This is a genomic window from Empedobacter sp. GD03865 (assembly GCF_029840775.1).
Taxonomy (GTDB): Bacteria; Bacteroidota; Bacteroidia; order Flavobacteriales; family Weeksellaceae; genus Empedobacter; species Empedobacter falsenii_B.
In genome coordinates this window covers 24,917-47,117 of record NZ_JAOCDF010000022.1, presented here as the reverse complement: position 1 = coordinate 47,117, position 22,201 = coordinate 24,917, and the positions used below count along the sequence as shown (strand labels likewise).

The following is a 22,201-nucleotide window of genomic DNA, read 5'->3' as shown; positions in this document are numbered from 1 at the left end:
TACGCAAAGAAATCAACGATTATTTGAATGATTTCTGTAGTTAATGTTAATAGAATCTGTATCATCTTTATAGTGTATTTCTTGGTTTGATTTTTCTTTTTTGTTTTCAGTTCTTGGTAAATTTAGTCCTACTGAACCGTCTTTACTTTCGACACGAATACCATTTTTATCAATTCTAACTCTCGCCGAATCGTTTCCGTCATTCAAATTTATGTTTACATCCTCTGAATCAAGATTAATATCGTCCTCAGAATCTGAATCTTTTTGACAATTCAAACATACGAATTTTTTTCCATTATACCCAATAAATTTATTCTTCAAATCATATAAATAATCACGATCATTATCATTATTAATAATTGTCATTCGATCAGTGTTATTCGTATGAATTAATTTGTTCTTAGGAATATACAATTTGATATCAACCGTTTGATTTCTAAATTTACCATCTTTAGGAATTTTAATGAACTCATCTAAATAAAGTTTATTTCCATTTAATTCGTAATTATATCTAATTGCTTCTAAATTGCGTTTTGCTTCTTCTTTGCTTCCTCCTTTAGAAGAATAAGTTACTTGAATATGAAGTTTATCGTCTGTACTTTCTTCAATCTCAAAAATATCATCAATTGGAATAATTAAGTTTCCATCAGCATCAATTAATTGATCTAAATCGTTAAAAGTTTTAAACTTTAAGTTTCCTTCATTATTTTCTCTAAAATAGACTTGTAGCGTATCAGAAGGAATAACATAACTTTTTTCTTGTGTCATTTCAACTGAGTTTCTAAATTTACTTGCTGTACTTACAGAAATTCCAATGATTGCAAATAAAGCAACAAACCAAAGAGCAATTGCTCCAAATATTACAGCTTTACTAACTTTTACTCTATTCCAGAAACATTTTACACCTAAAATTGTCAACAAAACACCTGGAATTACCATTAGTACTCCTCCAAATATTTTGGCTGCCATACTCATCCATTCTTCTTCTACAAGATAACCGAATAATTCAGTAGGCATTTCTGTCCAAGTTGTAAAGAAGAAAAAGAATCCTCCAATGATTAATCCAATTCCTGTACTTAGAATGATAAATCCGATGAACCAAAGTAGAATTCGACCAAAAACGCCAAAGGCTCCACCTAGTTTATTACTTAATTCTTTGCTCCCACTTACAACAGCTTCACTGGCTTGTTCTACGTTTTTTTTTAATGTATCAATGTTTGCTGGTTGTCCGTACATCTGTAACTTCTCTGATGTAGTTTTTGCTTTTGGAACAAAAATTAACAAGATAAAGTAGCAAAACAAAACCAATAAAAATGATACACCAGCTGTGAAAATTCCTAAAATTCCCAGAACTAACCAAATAGAACGTACAAACCAAGGATCAACGCCCATATAATGCGCCAAACCAGCAGATAATCCTGTTACAATTGTATCATCTGGATCGCGGTACAAACGTTTCGCACCAGTTTGTTGTCCTCCATACGATTGATTATTTGACGAATAATTGTACGATGAATTTGTAGACGTTTTTTCGTTCTCTTCATCTTCTTCAACTTTGTATTGATCTGGATGTCCCATCGTAGCAATTACAAAATTGATATCATCTTCGTTTACGACTTCTCTAAATTTTAATCGCTCACGAAATAATTCAGAAATACGGATTTCTACATCTTCAATAATATCTTCTACACCTTCCGTACCTCTCAAAGAAGTTTTTACATCTTGTAAATAGGTCTTTAATTTATTATAGGCAATTTCGTCTAACACGAAAGAAAATCCTCCTATACTTATTGATACTGTTTTATCCATTTTTCTGCGTTTCTGTGGTTACTTTATTCACGGCTTCAATTAACTGTTCCCAAGTTTCAGCTAATTCTTTTAAAAAATTTTCACCTAACTCTGTAAGTGCATAATATTTGCGAGGTGGTCCTGACGTTGATTCTTCCCAGCGATACTGTAAAAGGTCATCATTTTTAAGTCTTGTCAAAAGCGGATATAATGTTCCTTCAACAACAATCATCTCTGCTTTTTTCAATTCGTCTATGATATCAGATGCATACGCATCTCCTTTTTTGATAATGCTGAGAATACAATATTCCAGTACACCTTTTCGCATCTGAACTTTTGTTTTCTCTATATTCATAAGAACGGCTTGTTTTATTTTGTTATACAAATATATATAAAAGTTTTAGTATTATGCAAAACAAAGTACTGAATTATTTTTAGTATTATAAATAAAAAACACAACAAACGGTCTGTTTATCAAGGTTTGCTGAATTAATATTTTTTTAAAGTTTTTTTTAGAAAATTTCTAAATCTCCAAAAAAAGAACTTTTAAAGATGATTTTTATTAAATTTAGAGAATAATTAAAGCTAATTATGGATCAATTCTCTTGGATAAAAGATTATAAAAACAACGAAAATATAGAAACGTTAACTGATATTATTCCAGATTTATTTAAACAATATTATATGATTCATTGGAAAATTGGAATTATAGATGATTTTCCTTTCGAAAAATATCCATCAAATAACTTAACCATAGAAGAAATCAACCAAAGAATAAAGATTGAAAGAGAATTTGGATTATTTCTTAATCCTCAAAAAAGTAATCTTTACAGAGAAATAAATCTTGATGAACTTTCTCAAAAATTTAAACTTGAAAAAAATATAAATATTCTAGACAATTTTAAAGATAATCCAGCAATTGAATTTCTAGATAATCAAACAATTGATTGTATAGATAAAGGATTAAATAAAATTATAAATTCTCAAACCTTACATTTATATATCAGCAATATCGAGGAATTTTATTGGGAAGAAAATTATAAGCAAAGGAATAGTAATGTTTTAATTTCAGAATATCTTGATTTTCAGAAAAACTCAGATTTCGATTCTAATTCCTTTCTTTTTCCCGATGATTTAAGTTGGTGCTTGATTACTTACGAAGATTTACCACTTACTTTTTGTACAAATACTATTAATCCTTTTGATTTAGAATTATTTCCTTTAATATATAATCAAACTTTTTTTTAATAGCATTAATCATAATTCATCAATAATTAACTTTCCTTACCTTTGTCAAAAATCGAGCTCACACAATGAAAAAAATTATAGGAAGTGCAATGCTTTTAGGTGCATTTTTAGCTTCAGAAAGTGCTTTAGCTTGGGGATTAACAGGTCACCGAGTGGTTTCTCAGATTGCAGAACAACACATTAGCAAGAAAACTCGTAAAGAAATTACAAAAATTATTGGTCCTCAAAAGTTAGCTTATTGGGCAAACTGGCCAGATTTTATCAAGTCTGATGATTCTTGGAAACATGCAGATTCTTATCACTATGTTAACATTCCTGGAGATTTAAATCGTCAACAATTTGATGCTGCTTTAGAGCAAACTTCAGATGAAAACATGTACAAAAAAGGTTTGTTTTTAATGAATGAATTAAAAAACAATAAAAACCTTACAATCGAGCAAAAACAACACGATTTATATTTCTTGATTCACATTCTTGGAGATGCACATCAACCACTTCACGTTGGTCGTCCAGATGATTTGGGAGGAAATCGTATCAAAGTTGAATGGTTCCGTGATAAAGTAAATATCCACACCGTTTGGGATTCTAAATTGGTAGATTACGAAAACTATTCGTACACAGAATATTCTAATTTATTGGATATTGCGTCAAAAGAACGTCAAAAAGCAATGAAAGAAGGTACTTATGCTGATTGGATTTATGGTTCGTACATTCTTGCAAACAATATCTATGCAGGAGTAAAAATGGACGATAAATTAGGTTATCGTTACCATTTTGATAATAAATTTATCATCGAAGATCAACTGTTAAAAGGAGGAATTCGTTTAGCAAAAGTTTTAGACGATGTATTCAAATAAAATAGATTTTTAGATCATTCTAAAATAAATTCAAATCCTGAAAAGTCAATTTTTCAGGATTTTTTATGCGTTAAATTTAATATTCGGACTTTTTGACATTTAATAAATTACAAAACAAGTCATTTTGTCCGATAAAATCATTTTGCATGTAATTTGAAAAGAAGTAAGCATGAACAATGAAATCAAAAATTTAAACATACAAGACATGAATACAGTTAGAAAAAACAGAGCAAATTATTTTCCTTTTGGATTTGAAAATGCAATGCGTCCAAAATTTGAAACTTTTGTAAATTCTCAAAATCAATTTCCTGCAGTAAATATCAAAGAAAACGAAGATAGTTTCGAGATTTTATTAGCTGCACCAGGTTTAAACAAAGAAGACTTTTCAATTGAAATTGATGAAAATATTTTGAAAATTTCATCAGAATTTAAACAAAATGAAGAAGTAAAAGATGAAAAATTTTCGAGAAGAGAATTTAATTTTTCAAGTTTCAAAAGAGCATTTACATTGCCAGAAACCATAAACGAAGACAAAATAGAAGCTTCTTATGTAAACGGAATTTTACAATTAGTTTTACCTAAAAAAGAAGAAGCTTTACCAAAAGAAAAACGTAGCATACAAATTTCATAGATATAGTTAATTTTAGTTGGTTATTAAATCCTCAATTCTTCGGAGTTGAGGATTTTTGTTTAAATCAAATTTATAATTTTATCATTTCCTCAAAAACAATGTTCAAAAAAGTAACTATTTTATCGAAAACGGAATGAAAAAGTTCTTAACAAAAACACTTAATAATTTTTAGAAAAAAGTGCTTTTTAGTGAAAATTATTAAAAACTAATCTTTTACATTTACAAAAGACTAAAATTCAACTATGCACAAAAACATTTTATCTACAATAACTTATGTTGTAAAAACACGTTTTTGCACAAGCTCAAAAGAATTTCAAATAACTGAATTTAATTCGGATAATGGATTAAAAAACAGGTTGGATGCTTTTAGTTTTCTTGAAAATTACATCGAAATTATTTCAAATGAAGGTTTGCTACAAATTGAAAGTAATTTTATTCAACCAAAAGCAATTGATCGAATAAATACTGAAATCAATTTTCCTAACGGAAATAATTACAAACGTTTAAAACTAGTTAATCAAGAAGCTATTTTTATCACTCCAAATGAAACTGTTTTTCCTTATGGAATCAGTTTATCTTTTGTTTTAAATGAAGATTTCGATACTTTAAAAAAAGATAACGAATATGAAATTTATTCTTTAAAAAATTTTGAACAAATTAATTATTCTGAACAACTCAACAGTTTAATAAATGAATATAAATTACTGAAAAACTTAGGTTTTGAAGAACAAATAGATGCAATAAAATTAAATAAAAATCTATTCTCAAATTTTGATATTAAAGCTGATCATTTTGAAATTTTAGACACACCTTTTTTGTGGAATAACTCAACAAGACAATTTTTTATAAATAATATTTCGAACCGAGAATTTATTTTAGATTGTCTTTACGATCATCTTTTTCATTATCAAGATTTTGATTATGTTCAGTTTTTAGAAAAGAATTGTCCGAAAGAAATTGAAAAAAATATTTATGCAATGCTGCATGGTCAGGGAGGTTTATTATTTGTTGGTTATCATCCAGAAAATTTAACCGAAAGTATAATGAGCGATGTTGAATTGATTAATTATTATAATTTGCTTGATTCTACTTTTTCTAAGGACAAATATTTATACAAAAATGTTCATTTGCAAATATTTAGTTTCAATGATTTTCCTGTTTTGGCAATTACAGTTTTTCCATTAAATGAAGAATCAAAAAAGAATCATGCGTATAATCCTGACAAAATATTTGTGCTGCAAAATAATCGATTCATTAAGATGAAAGATAATTAAAAAACAATATTATATTTTCAAAAAAACACAAATACATGAAAGACATCCGTAGATGTCTTTTTTTATTTCACAAAATATTCTATTTTAGACCTAATTTGTAAAATTTATCACACGAAATTACTTTAGTTATGAAATTGATTAACACATTAACCTACTCTACAATCGTATTATCGTCTATTGCGGTACATGCGCAAGCACAAGAAAAATTAGATCCAACTGTACAAAGTTTTGTAACTGAAATTCAAAATAATTCGCAGTTGAAGAAAATTTCGCACGAATTATTAGACGGAATCGGACCTCGTTTAGTAGGAACTCCACAAATGGATCAAGCAGGAGAATGGGCAATTAAAACGTTGAAATCTTGGGGAATTGATGCACGCCGTGAAGATTATGGAACATGGAAAGCATGGGAACGCGGAATAACGCATGTAGATATGACGTATCCAAGAGCAAAATCTATCGAAGCTACGCAATTAGCGTGGTCACCAGCTACTAAAAAAGCTGTGAATGCAGATGCTATTGCAATGCCAGTTTTCAAAACAAAAGCTGAATTTGACGCATGGTTACCTTCTGTAAAAGGAAAAGTTGTTTTGATGTCACAAAACCAATCATATGGACGTTCTGATTATCAATACAAAGATTTTGGTTTAGAGGATTTGTATAAAAAAGTTACTGAAACAAGAAAAGCTGAAGCCGAAGCTTGGGCAAATTCTATAAAAGTGACAGGTTACAACAACAATACACTTCCAGAAGTTTTTGAGAAAAATGGAGCTGCAGCGGTTGCAATTTCTTATTGGACAGGAATTATGGGAGCAAATAGAATTTTTGGTGCAAAAACGAAAACTATCCCAATGTTAGATATTTCGAATGAAGATTACGGAATGTTATATCGTTTAGCTGAAAATGGAACTGCTCCAAAATTGACTGTTAATGCACAATCTAAACACAATGGAGTTGCGAAAACATTCAATATTATTGGAGAAATTAAAGGAAAAGAAAAACCAAACGAGTACATTATTCTTTCTGCTCACTTCGATTCTTGGGATGGAGCGCAAGGAGCAACAGATAACGGAACTGGAACTATCACAATGATGGAAACAATTCGTACAATCAAAAAATTATACCCAAATAACAAACGTACAATTTTGATTTGTTTATGGGGAAGTGAAGAACAAGGATTGAATGGTTCTCGTGCTTTTGTAGAAGATCATCCAGAAATTATTAAAAACACTCAAGCTGTATTTAACCAAGATAATGGAACAGGACGTGTAGTAAACATCAATGGATCTGGTTTTGAAAAATCATATGAATACATGACGCGCTGGTTACAAGCTGTTCCTAATTTTATTACGAAAGAAATCAAGACAGATTTCCCTGGAATGCCAAGTGGTGGAGGATCGGATCATGCATCTTTTATCGCTGCAGGAGCGCCAGCTTTCGGACTTAGTTCATTAAATTGGGGTTACGGTACGTATACTTGGCACACAAACAAAGATACGTATGATAAAATCGTTTTTGAAGAAGTACAAACGAATGCAATTTTGAGTGCTACTTTAACGATGATGGCAGATCAAGAAAAAGATTTAGTAAGTCGTGAGCGTCGTATTTTACCTAATGGTAGAGACGGAAAACAGCAAGAATGGCCAGAGGTTAAAAGCCCGGCAAGAAATTCTGATACTTATTTAAAATAAGATATTTTCAAATAAAAAGTCCACTTTCAGTGGACTTTTTATTTCATATATTTAACTTTCTCTATAATCAACAAACGTAATTGGTTTTCTACTTTCTGGCTTGAAAACAATTGATTGTAATTCTTCAAAAGTTTCAAATTTTATAGAAGGCGTTACGCGTAATTTTGCTCTGAAATAATCTTTTATTTTTGCTAAAAAATCATCGGTTTCGTCTGTTGAAACTAATCGAATTAAAATTTCATCTGTTCCAAATTCGTTCGAATAAATTTCGATTAAATGTAATTTGATTTCATCAAAATGATTCAAAATATCATGTAAAGCTGGCGGATACAAGGTTGTTCCTTTGTACTTTATCATATGTTGCTTTCTACCTTCAACTGGTCCTAATCGATACGAATTACTCCCGCATTTACATTTATCGGAATGTTTGCGTACTAAATCACCTGTTTTAAAACGCAATAAAGGCATTCCTTCTATTCCTAATGTTGTAATTGTCAATTCACCTAATTCACCATCTTGTACAACTTCATTATTCTCGTCTAAAATTTCTGTGATAATCAAATCTGGCTGATGATGTCCTCCAACCGATTCATTACATTCTGTAAACGCTGTTCCCATCTCGGTTGAAGCATAAGTCGAAAAAAGTTGAATATCCCATTTCGAATTTATTTTTTGCGCCAACAAAGACGAATTCAAATCTTTATCACGCAACGACTCTCCAATACACAAAACCGATTTTACGGATGAATTTTGATAATCGATGTTATTTTTCTCTGCATAATCTAACATTTTCAATAAAAAAGATGGAACAGCAACCAAAAATTTAGGTTGATATTTTAGAATAGAATCCCATTGCAATTGCGGAACACCAGCACCAACACGAATAACTCCCGCGCCTATTTTTCTCAAACCAAGAAAATACGCCAAACCAGCCATAAAACGACGATCAATTGTTGTCATCAATTGTACAACATCACCTTTTTGAACACCAATTCGTTGAAAAGAATTCATTTCATTTGTTGCTAAACGATCCAAATCCTTATCCGTCAAACCAAAGGTTACAGGATCACCTAACGTTCCAGAAGTTGTGGAATAATCAATGATTTCAGTTGACGGAACACATAAAAAATCAAAATTATATTGATGTAAATCATTCTTTGTTGTAACAGGAATTAATTTTAAATCTTCTGTTGTTTGAATAGATTGCCAATCAATTTGATATTTTTTGAATAAATCTTGATAAAATTTGGAATGCGTCGCAAGATACTTTATCTGTTCTTGAAGTTTCTGATTTTGAAATTCTTTAATCTCTTCTAAAGATTGAAGTTCTAAGGATGTTAACGCGTTTTTCGAGAACATTTGGATAATTTTTTCTGAATTTTATTTCGGTCAGGAACTGTAGTCACCTCCTTTGTCAATGCTAATTTATAATAAAAACTCGCTTGTTGATAATCTTTCTGCTGAAAATAATAATCACCAACTTTGTCATAAACCAACCAAAAATCAGGATTATTTTGAATGTAACTTGTTAAAAAAGTTTCATCAATTTTCTTATTTTCTTTTATCAACTTACTTATTTGGTGTGTTTGTTCACGATATTTTTCATAATTAGAATAATCAGCAGATAAGACAAACTTGTCTTTTTCTATTCTCAAACTATCTACATTTAACATATAATTTGAAATAGAATCATTAAAAATTTTATTCAAATCATAAGCTGTAAACTCACCTAATTGATATGGATTTGACGAAACCCAAACCAATCGTTTATCTGGTTGAAAAACAACTGCGTGATGCGCCAATAGTTGATTCAAAGCCTTTTCATTTCCGTAACCTAATTTAGTGTTTTTCAAACCATTTGTATCACGCAATAATTCAACCATTTTAGTGGGATTTAGCTTATTTTCATTCGAAAGATGTTCTTCAATTTTTTCAAAACGATAAACCGAATGACTTTCCTCTTTTTGAATATTATTTCGCTTATCATCCAAATAAACATCACTCTGAAAATGGTTAGTACATGCTAAATAAGGTTGATTTTGAACTTCATAAACACCAAACTTTTTAGGAGAAATTTCTATCAACACCACACGATGATCTTTTGAACTACCAATCATAATACTCTCAGAAACGAAAACCTTTTTAGTCTTTGCTAATTCAATTGCTTGATCAATCGTTGAGGCATATTGTAAAATTTCTAAAGCAACGAGAGAAATAGGCGTTTTTGCTTTAAGTGGAATAGAAGATTTTCCCGCATTTATCGTTACTGTAAGCCCTTCCAGATTCATTCCAGACGAAACACCAATCATTCCACCCCAAGTCACCGACATATATGGATAACCAGAATTTGGCTTGACAAACGAAACTATTTTATTCTTCGCAAAATCATCATTTGCATAAAAGTCAAAATTGCGACCAATCAACAAACCTCCATCTTCAGATTTATTATCCAAAACAGCCAAAGATGAACAACCAACCAACATCAAATCATGCATAGCATGTCCTATATCGTGCGCCCCATGTAAAAAAAGGTTACGATTATATTTGTCTATTAACGAATCATAGCGGCTATTTGCAGACTCAGAAAGTCCATAAATTTGTGCTTTATATTCGTTGTTGACATATTTATGTAAATCTCGATTATAATATTTGAGTACTTTGAAAAGAAATTTTCTGCGCTTTTCAGAAGGAATAAAATCAGTTATCAAATTCATGAAAGATTGCTCTTGAAAAGCATATAATTCTTTCGTTAAAACACCTGTTTTTTGACCAATTTCTAACGGATCTCCCGAAACAAAAAGTTCCCAATTTTGTGTTTTATTTTTCTTAAAAAAATTATTTTCAATATAAAAAAGTGAGTCATTGATCTCATTTCTACTATATTGTTTTGATTGAAAAGTAGACAAATCAGGACGATTTTCTAAACTTTTTCTAATGCCACAAGATATAAACGTAAAAAAAATAAACGTAAAAAAGTAAATAGTTTTATTCATTCGCATTTAGTTTTATTTCACGATGAACTTTATTCATTAAATAGTCAGCCCCAAGGATTTCGCAACACGTTACAAATGCACCAACCGTTACACCCAAAACTCCATGAACACGGACATTCTGACCAGTAAAAAAAACATTTTTCACTTTAGATCTTGGTGAAATAAATGTTTTCATCGGATGATTACTATCTTTCAAATATCCATACATATTTCCTTTTTCAGAACCTATAAAATCCCGATAAGATAAAGGCGTAGAAGTATGAATTGAAGAAATTTTTTCTCTAATTTTAGGAAATTTTTTCTCTAATTTACGAATGATTAATTCCGTTTTCTGACGTTTAAATTCTTCATATTCTTCTCCTCTATTTCCGTAATTATCATTAATATCAACATTATACGATTCTTCCCATTTTTGTACTTCATCAAACATCATATACGTCATAACCGTCATACTTTCCGAATACTCTTCATCTTTTTGATCCATACTAAATGTTGCAATGTATGTATTTGGCCAATCATTTGTAGTTTTTTCGTAGCTGTCCCACACATCATTTATCGAGTTAAAATGATAAATATTATGATTGATATAGGAAAAACTTTTTGGCTTAAAAACAATATAAATAGTAAATGCAGAAGGCGTTACTTCCAAGCTTTTGACGCGTCGAGAAAATGGTTTACCAAACTTACGCTCGCCTAACATATCTATTGTTTTTTTAATGTCAATATTCGAAATGAATAAATTACCAAAGAAACGTTTTCCTTTTGTTGTTTTACAACCAATTACTTCTTCATTCTCGTTTTGTACAAATGATTTTATTTCTTGGTATTTATAAATTTCACCACCATATTTCTTCAGTTCTTTGATCAAAAGTTTTGCGATTTGACTTCCTCCATTTACACATCGCCAAGCCGAATGTATATAAGAGTTAACCGAAAGCGCGTGTATGTACAAAGGCGTTTTCTCTGCTTGTCCTACATAAAGAAAATTATTTCCTACTAAAACCGCTTTCAAACGCTTATTTGTGAAAACCGAATCGATGTATTCTTTCGCATTAAGCGACAAAAAATCTTCTTCATCAGCAAAAGTTCCGATATTCAAATTATACATAGGAAAAGCAGAACAAATTTCCTCTAATTTTTTGCTGTATTTGATTAAATTTTCTCTCTCTTCAGGAAAAAAAACAGCTAATTGATCAACAAAATTCTGATACGTTTGCGCAATTGGATATTCCTGAGAATCATCATCAAACGAAATCATATCAAAACCATTTTTATTCAACTGGCGCAATTTCAATTTGTCGGATATATTCAAATAACTGAAATAGTTATACAAATTTTCTCCTTTATCCAAACCTCCAACATAGTGAACACCAGTATCAAAAATTGTTTTATTTCGAACAAAAGTTTGCAAATTCCCTCCAAACTGATTGTTCTTTTCTAATACAACAACTTTCTTTCCTTCTTTTGCCAAAATAAGCGCAGAAACAAGTCCTCCCAAACCACTACCAATAACGACTACATCGTAATGAGATTCAGAATTATTTTGTGTAAATTGTGTATTCATTTGTTTCGGTTTGTTGGGCAAAACTTGTAAAAAGTGATTCGTCAATATTTCTATTCTTTAAAACAACAATTTTCTCAAATTGATTTATTGTTTCTTGATAAATATTTTCAATATCAGTAGAAATTAAAAGCGTCTTATAATCATCTATAACATCAAGATCAGAACGATATTCTAACGAACGAATTTTTGTAATGTAATTTGTTGCTGCAATCTCTCGCTTTTCTTCCTCTTTTACAAACGTTATTATTTTTCGGTTTGCTTGTTGCATCAATAATAAAAAATCAATTTGTCCAAAATCATTCGAAAAATGAACTATTTTTTCATCTTTTGTAAATGCATTATTTAATTGATGATAAACAGATTTATTCAAACTAAAATCCTTTTTTACAACTTGAATAATTTCAGATTCTTTGTACAAAAAACTTAAAAATAATTTCTGTTTCCAATAGTTTTTATCTTCATATTTATCTCGAATTTCTTGAAAATTATTTTTAAATTCCTTACTGATTCTTTTAGTTCGTTCTGAATAATTCAAACCATAGTTTTCATCATTCCAAGCAATTCTTTTACCTATTATTGAATAAATATGTCCATCAAAAATTAAAAAATCTCCTTTTGGAATAATCTCTGAATTTCCATGAATATAAATTGGTAAAATATCAAGTTTCAATTTCTCCGCCAAATAAAATGCACCTTTATGAAAACGATTAATATTATTCGTTCGAGAACGTGTTCCTTCAGGGAAAATCATCAACGAAAACTCATTCCCAATTCGAGTTTTAATCTCTTCAATATTATTTTCAACACCGTTTGAAACAGGATAAAAACCTGCCATTTTCACAGCTCGACCAAAAATCGGCGATTTATAAACCCAATCGTTCACTAAGAACACAATTTTAGGCGTACACATTCCAATCGCCAACGTATCCAAGAACGAAGTGTGATTCGCAATTATGATTGACTGTTTCTTGAAGTCTTCTTGATTTGGATTAATAATTTTCTTGACAACAGTTGGCTTTAACATCAACACAGATTTCATAAAAGTTGACATTCCCCATCCAAAAAGTGCATATTTTCTTTCTTTCGAAATTGGTAAAATAAGCATCAAAAATCGAAGAATTAATGAAGTTACCGTACCAAATAATCCAAAATAAATGAAGAAAATTCCACTTTGAATTGCTAACCACAACGTCATTGGACTTTTACCTTTTTTAGGACGATTTGAGATGAAAAATCGAAATAAAATTGGGTAGAAAATAAATGTAATCACTAGCGCTGCCACAACTCCAACTAACGAAACTGATGCAATTGATTTTAACGCTGGATGTTTGGCAAAAATTAACGCTCCAATTGCTAAAATTGTCGTGATAACTGCTAATAAAATCGAAGTGCGATAAGTAGGCATTTCATCTTTTCCAGTCGTATATTCTTTTTGTAAAGCACTCGTCATAAAAATACTAAAATCTACTCCATGACCAAAAACTAATGTACATACAATACTACTGAAAATATTGAATTTAATATCAAAAAGTCCCATCAATCCAGCTGTAACCAAACCTGATAATGCGATAGGAATCGCACTAATAATAACCAATTCGATACGTCGAAAGAAATACCACAATATTAATAAAACAGCAATAAATGAGTAATTGACAAGATTATTAAAATCAGTAGCTAAATTTCCTAAAAAGTTTTCGTTTAACTGTTTACGATCAATTACAATTGTTTCTTTATTATGATATTGTTGAACAAAATTTTCTCGGCTTTCTTCTTTTAATTTTACTAAAGTTGAGATCGTATAAAAACCATTTTTATGAGAAACAAATTCTTCAAAAAGCGAAGGATTAAACGCGCGGTAATCTTCTAATTTTAAAGGTTTATATGCTTTATCGAAAATTGAGAAAAATTGAGTATAAATTTCTTCTTTAAAACCATATTTTTTTCCATCCTTGATAAATTCATTCTTTACAAAATTCACTTTCTCTGAAGTCCAAAAATTTTCCCAATCTTTAATTTTTTCTTGTTGAACTGAAATTGGTAAAACCAACGATTGAATGGAATTATAACTTAAAATCTCATCCTTATTTTCTGCTAGTTCAAGCTTATTTGTTAACGCAATATTTTGATTTAAAACATCTTCTACATTGTTTCCATAATTGACAACATACAACGATTTTGAGATAGAATTTGAAGAAGTTTCTAGCTTTTGTTCCGCTATTTTTTGATCGGTTGGAACGTAATTCAATTTAGATAAATCTTTGTCAAAATTGACATTATTAAACGTAAAACAACTCACTATAATCAAAAGAACACAAGCACCAATCAATATCTTGTTATTATGAAATGAAAAGAACGCTAACTTCTCTATTATTGAAGAATTATTTTCAACAGCATCTTCTTTCGGATGATACAAATGTGGAATAATCAATAAAGAAAAAACACCAGAAACAATAACTGTTATTCCAGCAAAAATTCCTAAATCTTTCAACACATCCGATTTCACAAAAAGTAAACACAAAAATGCAATCGCTGTAGTTGTACAGCTCATGATAAGCGGTTTTGTAATCTCCTTAAACAATGTTTTAGAATCGCTATTGTGCTTATAATGCGTCATGATATGCAACGAATAATCAATCGTTATTCCTAATAAAACTGCTCCAATACTCAAAGAAATTGCAGAAATTGTACCTTGAATAAAATACAAAAGTGCCAAAGCAAAGAAAAAACCAAAAACGGAAGGAATAAAAATAATTATCGGAATGTAAATTTTTCGATAAAATACCATTAAAATGATCATTAATGTAATCATCGAAATCAAAACGGTTGTTATAATATCTTGTTTAATTTGTTTTGCATTCGCAACTGCAATAAAGCTTGAACCGAAATAACTTAATGTTGATTTTCCGCTATATTCAGGATTTAAATGCAGTTGAATTTCCTCTAAACGATTGACAAATTCGGTATTATGTTCTGTTTCACTTCCTGAAAATTTAGGATTGATAAAAAGAAATAATTTCGAATGATCTTTCGTTACAATAAATCCATTGTAAACCTCGAAATCATCCGTCAAATTCTTTTCTTTTAATCGATTTAACGCAACAAAAGTCAATCCAAGCGGATCTTTCAACATAAACTCTTTCGAAACAATTCCAGTCGGCGTAATTAAGCTTTTGTAATTACTTTCAACAATAGAAGCTATCGAATCTTTAGACAATTTTTGCTCTAACGTTTTATAATCTTCTTTCTCTAAAAAAAGCGGTAAATTTTGATGAACAAAATCAAAAGTCGAAGCAAAATTATCTAAATCATATTGCCCTTGAATATCATTATAATAGTTATTTAACGGTTGGATACTATCTAAAAAATCAGTTGCCTGTGCCGTCATATCATCAAGCGTTCCTACTTTATCTTTTTCGATAATCACCGCAACTTTATCCGTAAATTTTAATTGAGCAATAACCTTTGCCATTGCATCATTTTTCTCATCTTTCGGAATGATTCGCGTAATATCTTCTTCAAATTTTAGTCGATTTGCAAAAAATGCACAACCAACTAAAAAGAGAACAAAAAAGAATACACTCAACCATTTATTCGCTTTGATTTGTAAAAATATGTTATAGAAAAATTTATGCATTCTTAACCTTCTTTTGACTGAAATAAGTTAATAAAAAATAACTTACAATTCCACTAACAATACTACAAAAAGTTGCTAAAACAAAGCTTCCGACAATATAACGAAGCAGATTTTTTTTGATAATTTCGAAAGAAACCAAACTCAAATCTAAATGAAAATTGTCCTGCAAAATAAATCCACCTGTCAGCAAAGAAAGATAAATAATTATCGGAATCATTGGCGGAATACTAATATTGGAACAAAAGAAACAAATCACTTTATTTAAACGAAACATTGACGCTAAAAAAATAGATAAAAAAGTTTGAAAGCCCCAAAATGGAGCGATTCCAAGGAAAATTCCCAAAGCAATTGAAAGCGCTTTTACTTTATTGCTATCATTACTTCCTAGGATATCTTCTTTAATGAATGTTCGTATATTTTTTTTTTGAAACTGAAGAAAAAATTACGTGGTTTAATGTAAAAAATCGTCAAAAAAACCAGAAAAGTATTCAAAATACTAATTCGCGTAAAATCTTGAAATGGACGAAAATGAGATACGCGTTCGTTTGGATCGTACAAAATATCAATTGGAATATTCGTCACCTCAATTCCTTTCCAAGCTGTTCGCACAATGATTTCAATTTCGAATTCGAATTTATTTGTCCAGAACTTTTTCGGAATGAATTTCAACGGATACAAACGATAACCAGATTGCGTATCATTCAGTTTAATTCCTGTCTCGAACCAAAACCAAAAGTTAGAAAACTTATTTCCAAAACTACTTTTCTTCGGAATTCCATTTTGTTCCATTTGACGACTTCCAATAATTAAAACAGGTTTATTTTTTTGATCTAATTCTGTAATAAAATTTGGAATATCATGTGGAAAATGTTGACCATCCGAATCGATTGTTAAGGCATATTGGTAGCCTTTTTCTCGCGCAGTTTTAAAACCAATACGTAGTGCATTTCCTTTTCCTTTGTTCTCTGAAAGTTCAACAACAATAAACTGATTCTGATAATCTTTTAAAATTTCAGAAGTAGAATCCGTCGATCCATCATTTATAACTATAATTTGATTCGTGTAATCTAAAACTCCGTCAATCACACGCTTCAATGTTTTATGATTGTTGTAAGTCGGAATAAGTACACAAACTTTTTGTTCGTCTATTTTATGTCGAATAATCGAAAAATCCATTGATTAATTTAGTTTTTTCAGCTGTTGCGCTGTAAAAGTATTGTATTTTTTGGCGTAAGATTTCACCAAAGTTTTAACTTCTTTTGGTGCAGAACTATAATTTTCGACAATAAATGTTTTATCTTCTTGTATATTTTGATTGTATTTGATAAACTTTGGAATATTCTCTTGAATAATCAATCGAATTAAACGATTTTCAACATCTTTCGAGTCCTTTTTTATCGAATTATTGATCAAAGTTGCACCATCTGTAAAATATTGTTTCTTCGTTTCCTTATCTTTTATATACCTTGCTTTCAGAATTTTAGACGCACCTTTATATGCAATAATTGTTTGATTATCACCTGAATAATTATCTAATTTATTATACAAAATAGATACATTATTCGATGATTTTGAAGCGTTTTCAAAATCTGTTCTCAATTCGGATAAGGTTAATCCAAAGAAAAATGAAACCGATAAAAAAATAGATAATAGAGTTTTCATTAATCTAAAACTTTATAAATTGCACTAAATTTTAACGCATTTGTCGTTTCAAAAAATGAAGAATTTTTCACTTTCACTTCATTATTTTCACAAACAACATTCAAACTCAAATCCAAAATAGGATTAATAAACGGATTTATTGTCGCCATAAATTTCACATTCGAAACTTTAGACAAAAACAAATCTTTCGAAACAAAACCTTCTGTTATCTCCTTTATTATCTGCATCATGCAAACACCAGGTGTAATTGGGTTATTTGGAAAATGACCTTCGAAAACTTGATGATTTGGATTTAATTCAATTTGAACTTTAAAATTATTTTCATCAATTTTCTCAGTATTTTTAATGATATATAGATTAGGAATAAGCATTTGTAATTGTTTTGAGTTACAAATATAATCTAAAAAAAGATGATTTGTACGTTAGTTTACTCTTCCTCTAATTGTATATTTACTTTTGTAAGTGTGATACTTAAATTGAAGTGATTATGTTTGATTAAAATCTGATCCGGAAAATCTGTTTTATCTGTCGAAAATTGATTAATTGTTTTTATTTTATTATTCTTTAAATGAACCAATTCTTGAAAATAATTTGATTCATTCTTAGCAAAAATTAAACTCACTTCTTTTGATTTTAAAATCATTTGATTTGTCGTTTTTATACGCTCATCAACTAGAAAATCATTCTTAAAAATAGCTTGTAAATCTTCTGCAAGAGTTTTTATAACCACTTTTTTATTCAAATCTGGCATCGCATAATTCAATGTATAATCGTGGTCTGTAACTGACAAATCGAATAAAGTATTCCCAAAATCAGACGTCATTACCACACGATGCGAGTTGTAACCCAATTTTTTCACAACAAAATTACCTTTCATTTCCTTTTTCATGAACGTAATCTTGAAACGGTAACTATATTCTTTATCAATTGAACTAAAATATGGGTTTAAAAACTTCCTTTCATCCTTTTGTTGTCCTTGTATATCAGCAATTTTGTAAGTCGTTCCACAAGAGGTTAAAATGAAAAAACTAAGGATTAAAAACAGACGCATTTATTGTTTTATTTAAAGATTTGTTGGTAAATAAAATTTTCGTGTAATCATCCGAAGGTTCAATTAATTTGACTTCCGTAACTGTCGATTGACCTGAATAAAACGTCAACTGAATTTCTTTAATGTACTTTTTTACATCCTTTATTTTTGGTTGTAATTTCGCAATTCGAGATTTATCTGTTTTTACATAAGTTATTACAAAATCGTTTGTATCAAACAAATTTCCACTTACACTTCCTACGATTAATTGATTTAATTTTTCAAATTTTTTATTTCCTTGTAAATCTACACTCGATTTTTTTCCTTCATCATTAATATAGATTTTTCCATTGTTAAAAATCACATTATAATCAATTGGTTGAGTATAATTCCAACGCATCGCTTTCGGATTTTGCAAGTACAATTTTCCTTTCGAAACAATTGGTTTATCCAAGAAACTCATTACTTTATATTGCGTAAAATCAGCCGTCAACGTCTGTATTTTCTTAGAATCAGCTATAATATCTTTTTTGAAATTTTCAATTTCAACATTACTCATTTTACTTTCTTGCGCAAATATTGTCAAGTGAAAAAAAGTAAATAAAATGAAGATTTTAGTTTTCATATACATCAATTTTCAAGAGTTCATTTAACGGAACTACTTTATAATTTTCCTTTTGTAAAAATACGAATAATTGCTCTAAAACATTCGCAGTTTTGTCTGAAGTATCGTGCATCAAAATAATAGAACCAGGCTTTATTTGACCAGTAATTCGGTTCAATAATTTTTTTTCATCATTGATAACTGTATCCAAAGAACGAATATCCCAACCAATTACATTATGTTGTGTTTTATTTAAAGCCTTTGCTATATGTGGATTTGTGACACCAAAAGGTGGTCTAAAAATTTTCGTCGTAACGTTTATTTTTTCTCCAATAAGTTGATTGGTAGAAACGATTTCATCAATGATTTTTTCTGTTGAATAAAAACCATTTTTAGAAGAGTGATGAAATGTATGATTCCCTATCAAATGTCCTGATTGATGAGTTATTTGAAGAATTTCAGGATAATTTTCGATTTGTTTACCAATGCAAAAAAAAGTTGCTTTCGCATTATTTTTTTCTAAAATGGCTAAAATTCTTGGTGTAAATTCCGTCGGTCCATCATCAAAAGTAAGAGAAATTATTTTCTCTGAATGATTATTCCCTCGATGATAAGCTTTCAAAAAATAGTTAAATCGAATTTCAAAAGCTCCAAAAATTGTCAATAACAACCAAATAATAAAAGGTATAAACAAATAAAAAAAAGACAAACCTTTTGTAAAACAACCAATTGATAAACAAATTAGTATAACTACAAAAAGGATTGTGACTACTCTGAATTTCATATCGATTGAAGCAATACTAAACTCAAATCTTTACCTTTATGACCATTCACTAAAAGTACGTTTTTATAACTTTCAGCTTTTACGTCATTCTTTTTGAATTGGTTTGGTAAAGTTTGATTTTTCAATAATTCACAACCTAACACAAATCCGAAAGCAGAGGAAGTTCCAAATTCTCCAATAAAATCTTTGTATCCAAATAACTCAAGTTGATTTAAATCATTAATATTCAATAAATTTTCACCAGAAATAATCGAATCAATATCGGTTAAATCAATATGATTCAATTGAATGAATTTTAAAATTTCGGAATATAAATCTTCAAATTGATTTAAAATAGAAACATCTAAAACTTTTGTATAAGAATTTTCATTTCTTTTATTAGATAAAACACAAAAATGAGCACCTTCACTATATTTAATTCCTTGATTTTCTTCTGATTCAATCTCACCAATTAATTGTAACAACTGATATGTTCTTTCTCCAATTTCATCAATTCCACCAACCAAAACGTTATTTACTTCTTGATTTTCAACTTGTAAAAAACCATCTAGAAGTGCATTTTCAAACGAATTAAAACCATTTGTATACGTGAAATTATACGCATTACAACCAAGATGCAAAGCAATTTGAGAACCAACTGTATTGTGCGTAGATTGAATAAAAGCTGTTGGCGTCAAAAACTCTTCTTTGTTTTGAATAATATTTGTCAAAAACTTCTCAGAATCAACCAAACAACCCAAAGCAGTTCCAGTAATTATTGCTTCTGGTTGTTTAATTCCTGCCTCATTCAATGCTTTTAGAGAAGAATAAATTCCCATTTTTACACCAGAAGCCATTCTACGACTCATCGCAGGAGAAATAATATCTTTTAACGAAGGCGATTTTGCCTTAGTAATAGAAGCTTCTAAAGGAAGAAAATCATCAGTTATTTTATCTATAAATCGCACATTTACAAAGCCTAATCCGTTTACAAATACTTCTTTCATGATTTAGAAAAAATTAAAGTTGAACAATTTCCTCCAAAACCAAACGAATTTGATAACACATATTCAATATCTTTCTTTTCCAATTTTGTGGTCGGAAAGATATTCAACTCTTCAATCGGAGATTGAAAATTAAGATTTGGATAAACAAGATTATGTTGAATACTCAACAAACTGAATACCGCTTCTACACTCGCTGCAGCAGCCAACGTATGACCTGTAAATGGTTTTGTAGAACTAAAATTAGGGACATTTTCTCGGAAAATTCTCTTCAAAGCTCGACCTTCTGTTATATCATTATTGTTTGTTGCAGTTCCATGAACATTAATATAATCGATTTCTGAAGGCTGAATAATAGAAGTTTCGAATGCTTTTTTCATCGCCAAATACGCTCCTTCTCCATTTTCAGACGAAGCTGTTTGATGAAATGCATCGTTCGAATTTCCTGCACCAATCAAATAGCCAAGGACTTTTTTCTTTGATTTTTGAACAGATTCTTCTGACTCTAAAACCAAATAAGCAGCTGCTTCACCAAGATTCAAACCTTTTCGATTTTTATCAAATGGTTGATTAAATTCATCACTCAGAATCATCAAACTTTTGAATCCATTAATGGTAAATTTTGACAAAGCATCCGTTCCGCCAACAATCACTCGATCCAATTTTCCTGAATTAATCAAGCGCGCGCCATACATAATCGCATTTGCAGCTGAAGAACAAGCCGTACTAATAGTCGATACAAAGCCTTTCAAACCAATTTCATTTGCAATTTGATTAGAAGAAGCACCAGCATCATGACTCGAAATATACTTTTGTTTTTCAGGCAGATTTTCATAATCCAAAAAGTAATTTTCTGTCCTATCCATTCCTCCTACACTTGTTGAAGAAATCAGTCCTGTTCTGACTTCATTTACATTTTCGATTCCTGCATTTTGCAGAGCTTCTTTCACAGCAATTAGTCCTAACATCGCTGTTCGAGAGAAATTATTATCCGGAGATAAATTTAAAAAAGTTGCTAATTCATCGTTCGATAATTTAATTTCTCCTACAAAAATTTCGTTTTTATGAATAGAATCAAAATTTTCGAGGCGTGACAAACCATGCTTTTGATGAATTAATGAATCGAAATTCTCTTCGACATTTTTACCAATTGCCGAAATAATTCCCATTCCTGTTATTGCAACTTTTTTATGCATTATTTTGTTCTATTTTTCTCAATATAATCTGCCATTACTTCAACCGATTGAAAGATCGTTTTTCCTTCTTTCGGATCTGTAATTTTGATTCCATATTCTTTATCCAATAAAACAATCAACTCCAAAGCATCGATTGAATCTAATCCCAAACCATCTCCAAATAAAGGATCATCATTTCTGATATCCTCTACTGATACATCTTCAAGATTTAAAATTTCAATGATTTTAACTTTCAAATCGTTAATTAAATTTTCCATAGTAT

At 29.8% G+C, this 22,201-nt stretch carries 19 protein-coding genes and 1 pseudogene; 5 read left to right on the top strand and 15 right to left on the bottom strand.

Features of this window, described 5'->3' with window-relative positions; all coding sequences use genetic code 11:
• Positions 1–12: 12 nt before the first annotated feature.
• Both N5D46_RS09470 and N5D46_RS09465 read right to left on the bottom strand, forming a co-directional pair.
• On the bottom strand, positions 13–1,809 hold the full coding sequence (locus N5D46_RS09470) for a PspC domain-containing protein (protein WP_280049833.1): 1,797 nt from the start codon (positions 1,807–1,809) through the stop codon (positions 13–15).
• A complete protein-coding gene (locus N5D46_RS09465; protein ID WP_125350363.1) occupies positions 1,802–2,143 on the bottom strand; it encodes a PadR family transcriptional regulator in 342 nt (113 codons plus the stop codon). The genes N5D46_RS09470 and N5D46_RS09465 overlap by 8 nt, the downstream gene beginning before the upstream one ends.
• Before the next feature lie 236 nt (positions 2,144–2,379).
• Between N5D46_RS09465 and N5D46_RS09460 the strand changes: the two genes are divergently transcribed.
• The 5 genes from N5D46_RS09460 to N5D46_RS09440 all read left to right on the top strand — a co-directional run bounded on the left by N5D46_RS09460 (position 2,380) and on the right by N5D46_RS09440 (position 7,489).
• The gene (locus tag N5D46_RS09460; RefSeq protein ID WP_125350364.1) at positions 2,380–3,036 is read left to right on the top strand and encodes a hypothetical protein; all 657 of its coding nucleotides are present in this window, start codon (positions 2,380–2,382) and stop codon (positions 3,034–3,036) included.
• A gap of 65 nt (positions 3,037–3,101) precedes the next feature.
• The gene (locus tag N5D46_RS09455; protein ID WP_038332246.1) at positions 3,102–3,893 is read left to right on the top strand and encodes a S1/P1 nuclease; all 792 of its coding nucleotides are present in this window, start codon (positions 3,102–3,104) and stop codon (positions 3,891–3,893) included.
• A 205-nt stretch (positions 3,894–4,098) separates the two neighbouring features.
• Complete coding sequence (locus N5D46_RS09450; RefSeq protein WP_280045364.1) at positions 4,099–4,524, top strand: Hsp20/alpha crystallin family protein; 426 nt, start codon at positions 4,099–4,101, stop codon at positions 4,522–4,524.
• A 242-nt stretch (positions 4,525–4,766) separates the two neighbouring features.
• Positions 4,767–5,798 carry a hypothetical protein gene (locus N5D46_RS09445; protein ID WP_280049832.1) on the top strand — a complete coding sequence of 344 codons (1,032 nt, stop codon included), beginning with the start codon at positions 4,767–4,769 and terminating at the stop codon, positions 5,796–5,798.
• 128 nt (positions 5,799–5,926) lie between these two features.
• The gene (locus N5D46_RS09440; protein ID WP_125350368.1) at positions 5,927–7,489 is read left to right on the top strand and encodes a M20/M25/M40 family metallo-hydrolase; all 1,563 of its coding nucleotides are present in this window, start codon (positions 5,927–5,929) and stop codon (positions 7,487–7,489) included.
• Between the two features lie 51 nt (positions 7,490–7,540).
• Here N5D46_RS09440 and N5D46_RS09435 read toward each other — a convergent pair whose 3' ends face one another.
• From N5D46_RS09435 to N5D46_RS09375, 13 genes and pseudogenes are all read right to left on the bottom strand, one after another.
• Positions 7,541–8,848 carry an AMP-binding protein gene (locus tag N5D46_RS09435; protein WP_280049831.1) on the bottom strand — a complete coding sequence of 436 codons (1,308 nt, stop codon included), beginning with the start codon at positions 8,846–8,848 and terminating at the stop codon, positions 7,541–7,543.
• Positions 8,827–10,488, bottom strand: a complete 1,662-nt coding sequence (locus N5D46_RS09430) for a C45 family peptidase (protein ID WP_280049830.1) — start codon at positions 10,486–10,488, stop codon at positions 8,827–8,829. Before N5D46_RS09430 ends, N5D46_RS09435 begins: the two co-directional genes overlap by 22 nt.
• The gene (locus N5D46_RS09425; RefSeq protein WP_280049829.1) at positions 10,475–12,046 is read right to left on the bottom strand and encodes an NAD(P)/FAD-dependent oxidoreductase; all 1,572 of its coding nucleotides are present in this window, start codon (positions 12,044–12,046) and stop codon (positions 10,475–10,477) included. Before N5D46_RS09425 ends, N5D46_RS09430 begins: the two co-directional genes overlap by 14 nt.
• The gene (locus N5D46_RS09420; protein WP_280049827.1) at positions 12,021–15,680 is read right to left on the bottom strand and encodes a 1-acyl-sn-glycerol-3-phosphate acyltransferase; all 3,660 of its coding nucleotides are present in this window, start codon (positions 15,678–15,680) and stop codon (positions 12,021–12,023) included. The genes N5D46_RS09425 and N5D46_RS09420 overlap by 26 nt, the downstream gene beginning before the upstream one ends.
• Positions 15,673–16,856, bottom strand: a pseudogene (locus N5D46_RS09415) (DUF2062 domain-containing protein). The gene N5D46_RS09420 and the pseudogene N5D46_RS09415 overlap by 8 nt, the downstream one beginning before the upstream one ends.
• 3 nt (positions 16,857–16,859) lie before the next feature.
• Positions 16,860–17,342, bottom strand: a complete 483-nt coding sequence (locus N5D46_RS09410; RefSeq protein ID WP_280049826.1) for a hypothetical protein — start codon at positions 17,340–17,342, stop codon at positions 16,860–16,862.
• The gene (locus tag N5D46_RS09405) at positions 17,342–17,713 is read right to left on the bottom strand and encodes a 3-hydroxyacyl-ACP dehydratase (RefSeq protein ID WP_125350372.1); all 372 of its coding nucleotides are present in this window, start codon (positions 17,711–17,713) and stop codon (positions 17,342–17,344) included. The genes N5D46_RS09410 and N5D46_RS09405 overlap by 1 nt, the downstream gene beginning before the upstream one ends.
• A 56-nt stretch (positions 17,714–17,769) precedes the next feature.
• Entirely contained in the window at positions 17,770–18,393 is a 624-nt protein-coding gene (locus N5D46_RS09400; RefSeq protein WP_038332263.1) for a hypothetical protein, read from the bottom strand.
• Positions 18,371–19,003 carry an outer membrane lipoprotein carrier protein LolA gene (locus N5D46_RS09395; RefSeq protein WP_114999674.1) on the bottom strand — a complete coding sequence of 211 codons (633 nt, stop codon included), beginning with the start codon at positions 19,001–19,003 and terminating at the stop codon, positions 18,371–18,373. The genes N5D46_RS09400 and N5D46_RS09395 overlap by 23 nt, the downstream gene beginning before the upstream one ends.
• Complete coding sequence (locus N5D46_RS09390) at positions 18,987–19,760, bottom strand: polysaccharide deacetylase family protein (protein WP_280049825.1); 774 nt, start codon at positions 19,758–19,760, stop codon at positions 18,987–18,989. Before N5D46_RS09390 ends, N5D46_RS09395 begins: the two co-directional genes overlap by 17 nt.
• Positions 19,757–20,746, bottom strand: coding sequence for a beta-ketoacyl synthase chain length factor (locus tag N5D46_RS09385; protein WP_125350375.1), 990 nt, complete (start codon positions 20,744–20,746; stop codon positions 19,757–19,759). Before N5D46_RS09385 ends, N5D46_RS09390 begins: the two co-directional genes overlap by 4 nt.
• Positions 20,743–21,939 (bottom strand): beta-ketoacyl-[acyl-carrier-protein] synthase family protein, encoded by a 1,197-nt coding sequence (locus N5D46_RS09380; RefSeq protein WP_280049824.1) that lies wholly within the window; start codon positions 21,937–21,939, stop codon positions 20,743–20,745. The genes N5D46_RS09385 and N5D46_RS09380 overlap by 4 nt, the downstream gene beginning before the upstream one ends.
• Entirely contained in the window at positions 21,939–22,196 is a 258-nt protein-coding gene (locus N5D46_RS09375; RefSeq protein WP_114999667.1) for a phosphopantetheine-binding protein, read from the bottom strand. The genes N5D46_RS09380 and N5D46_RS09375 overlap by 1 nt, the downstream gene beginning before the upstream one ends.
• Positions 22,197–22,201: the final 5 nt, after the last annotated feature.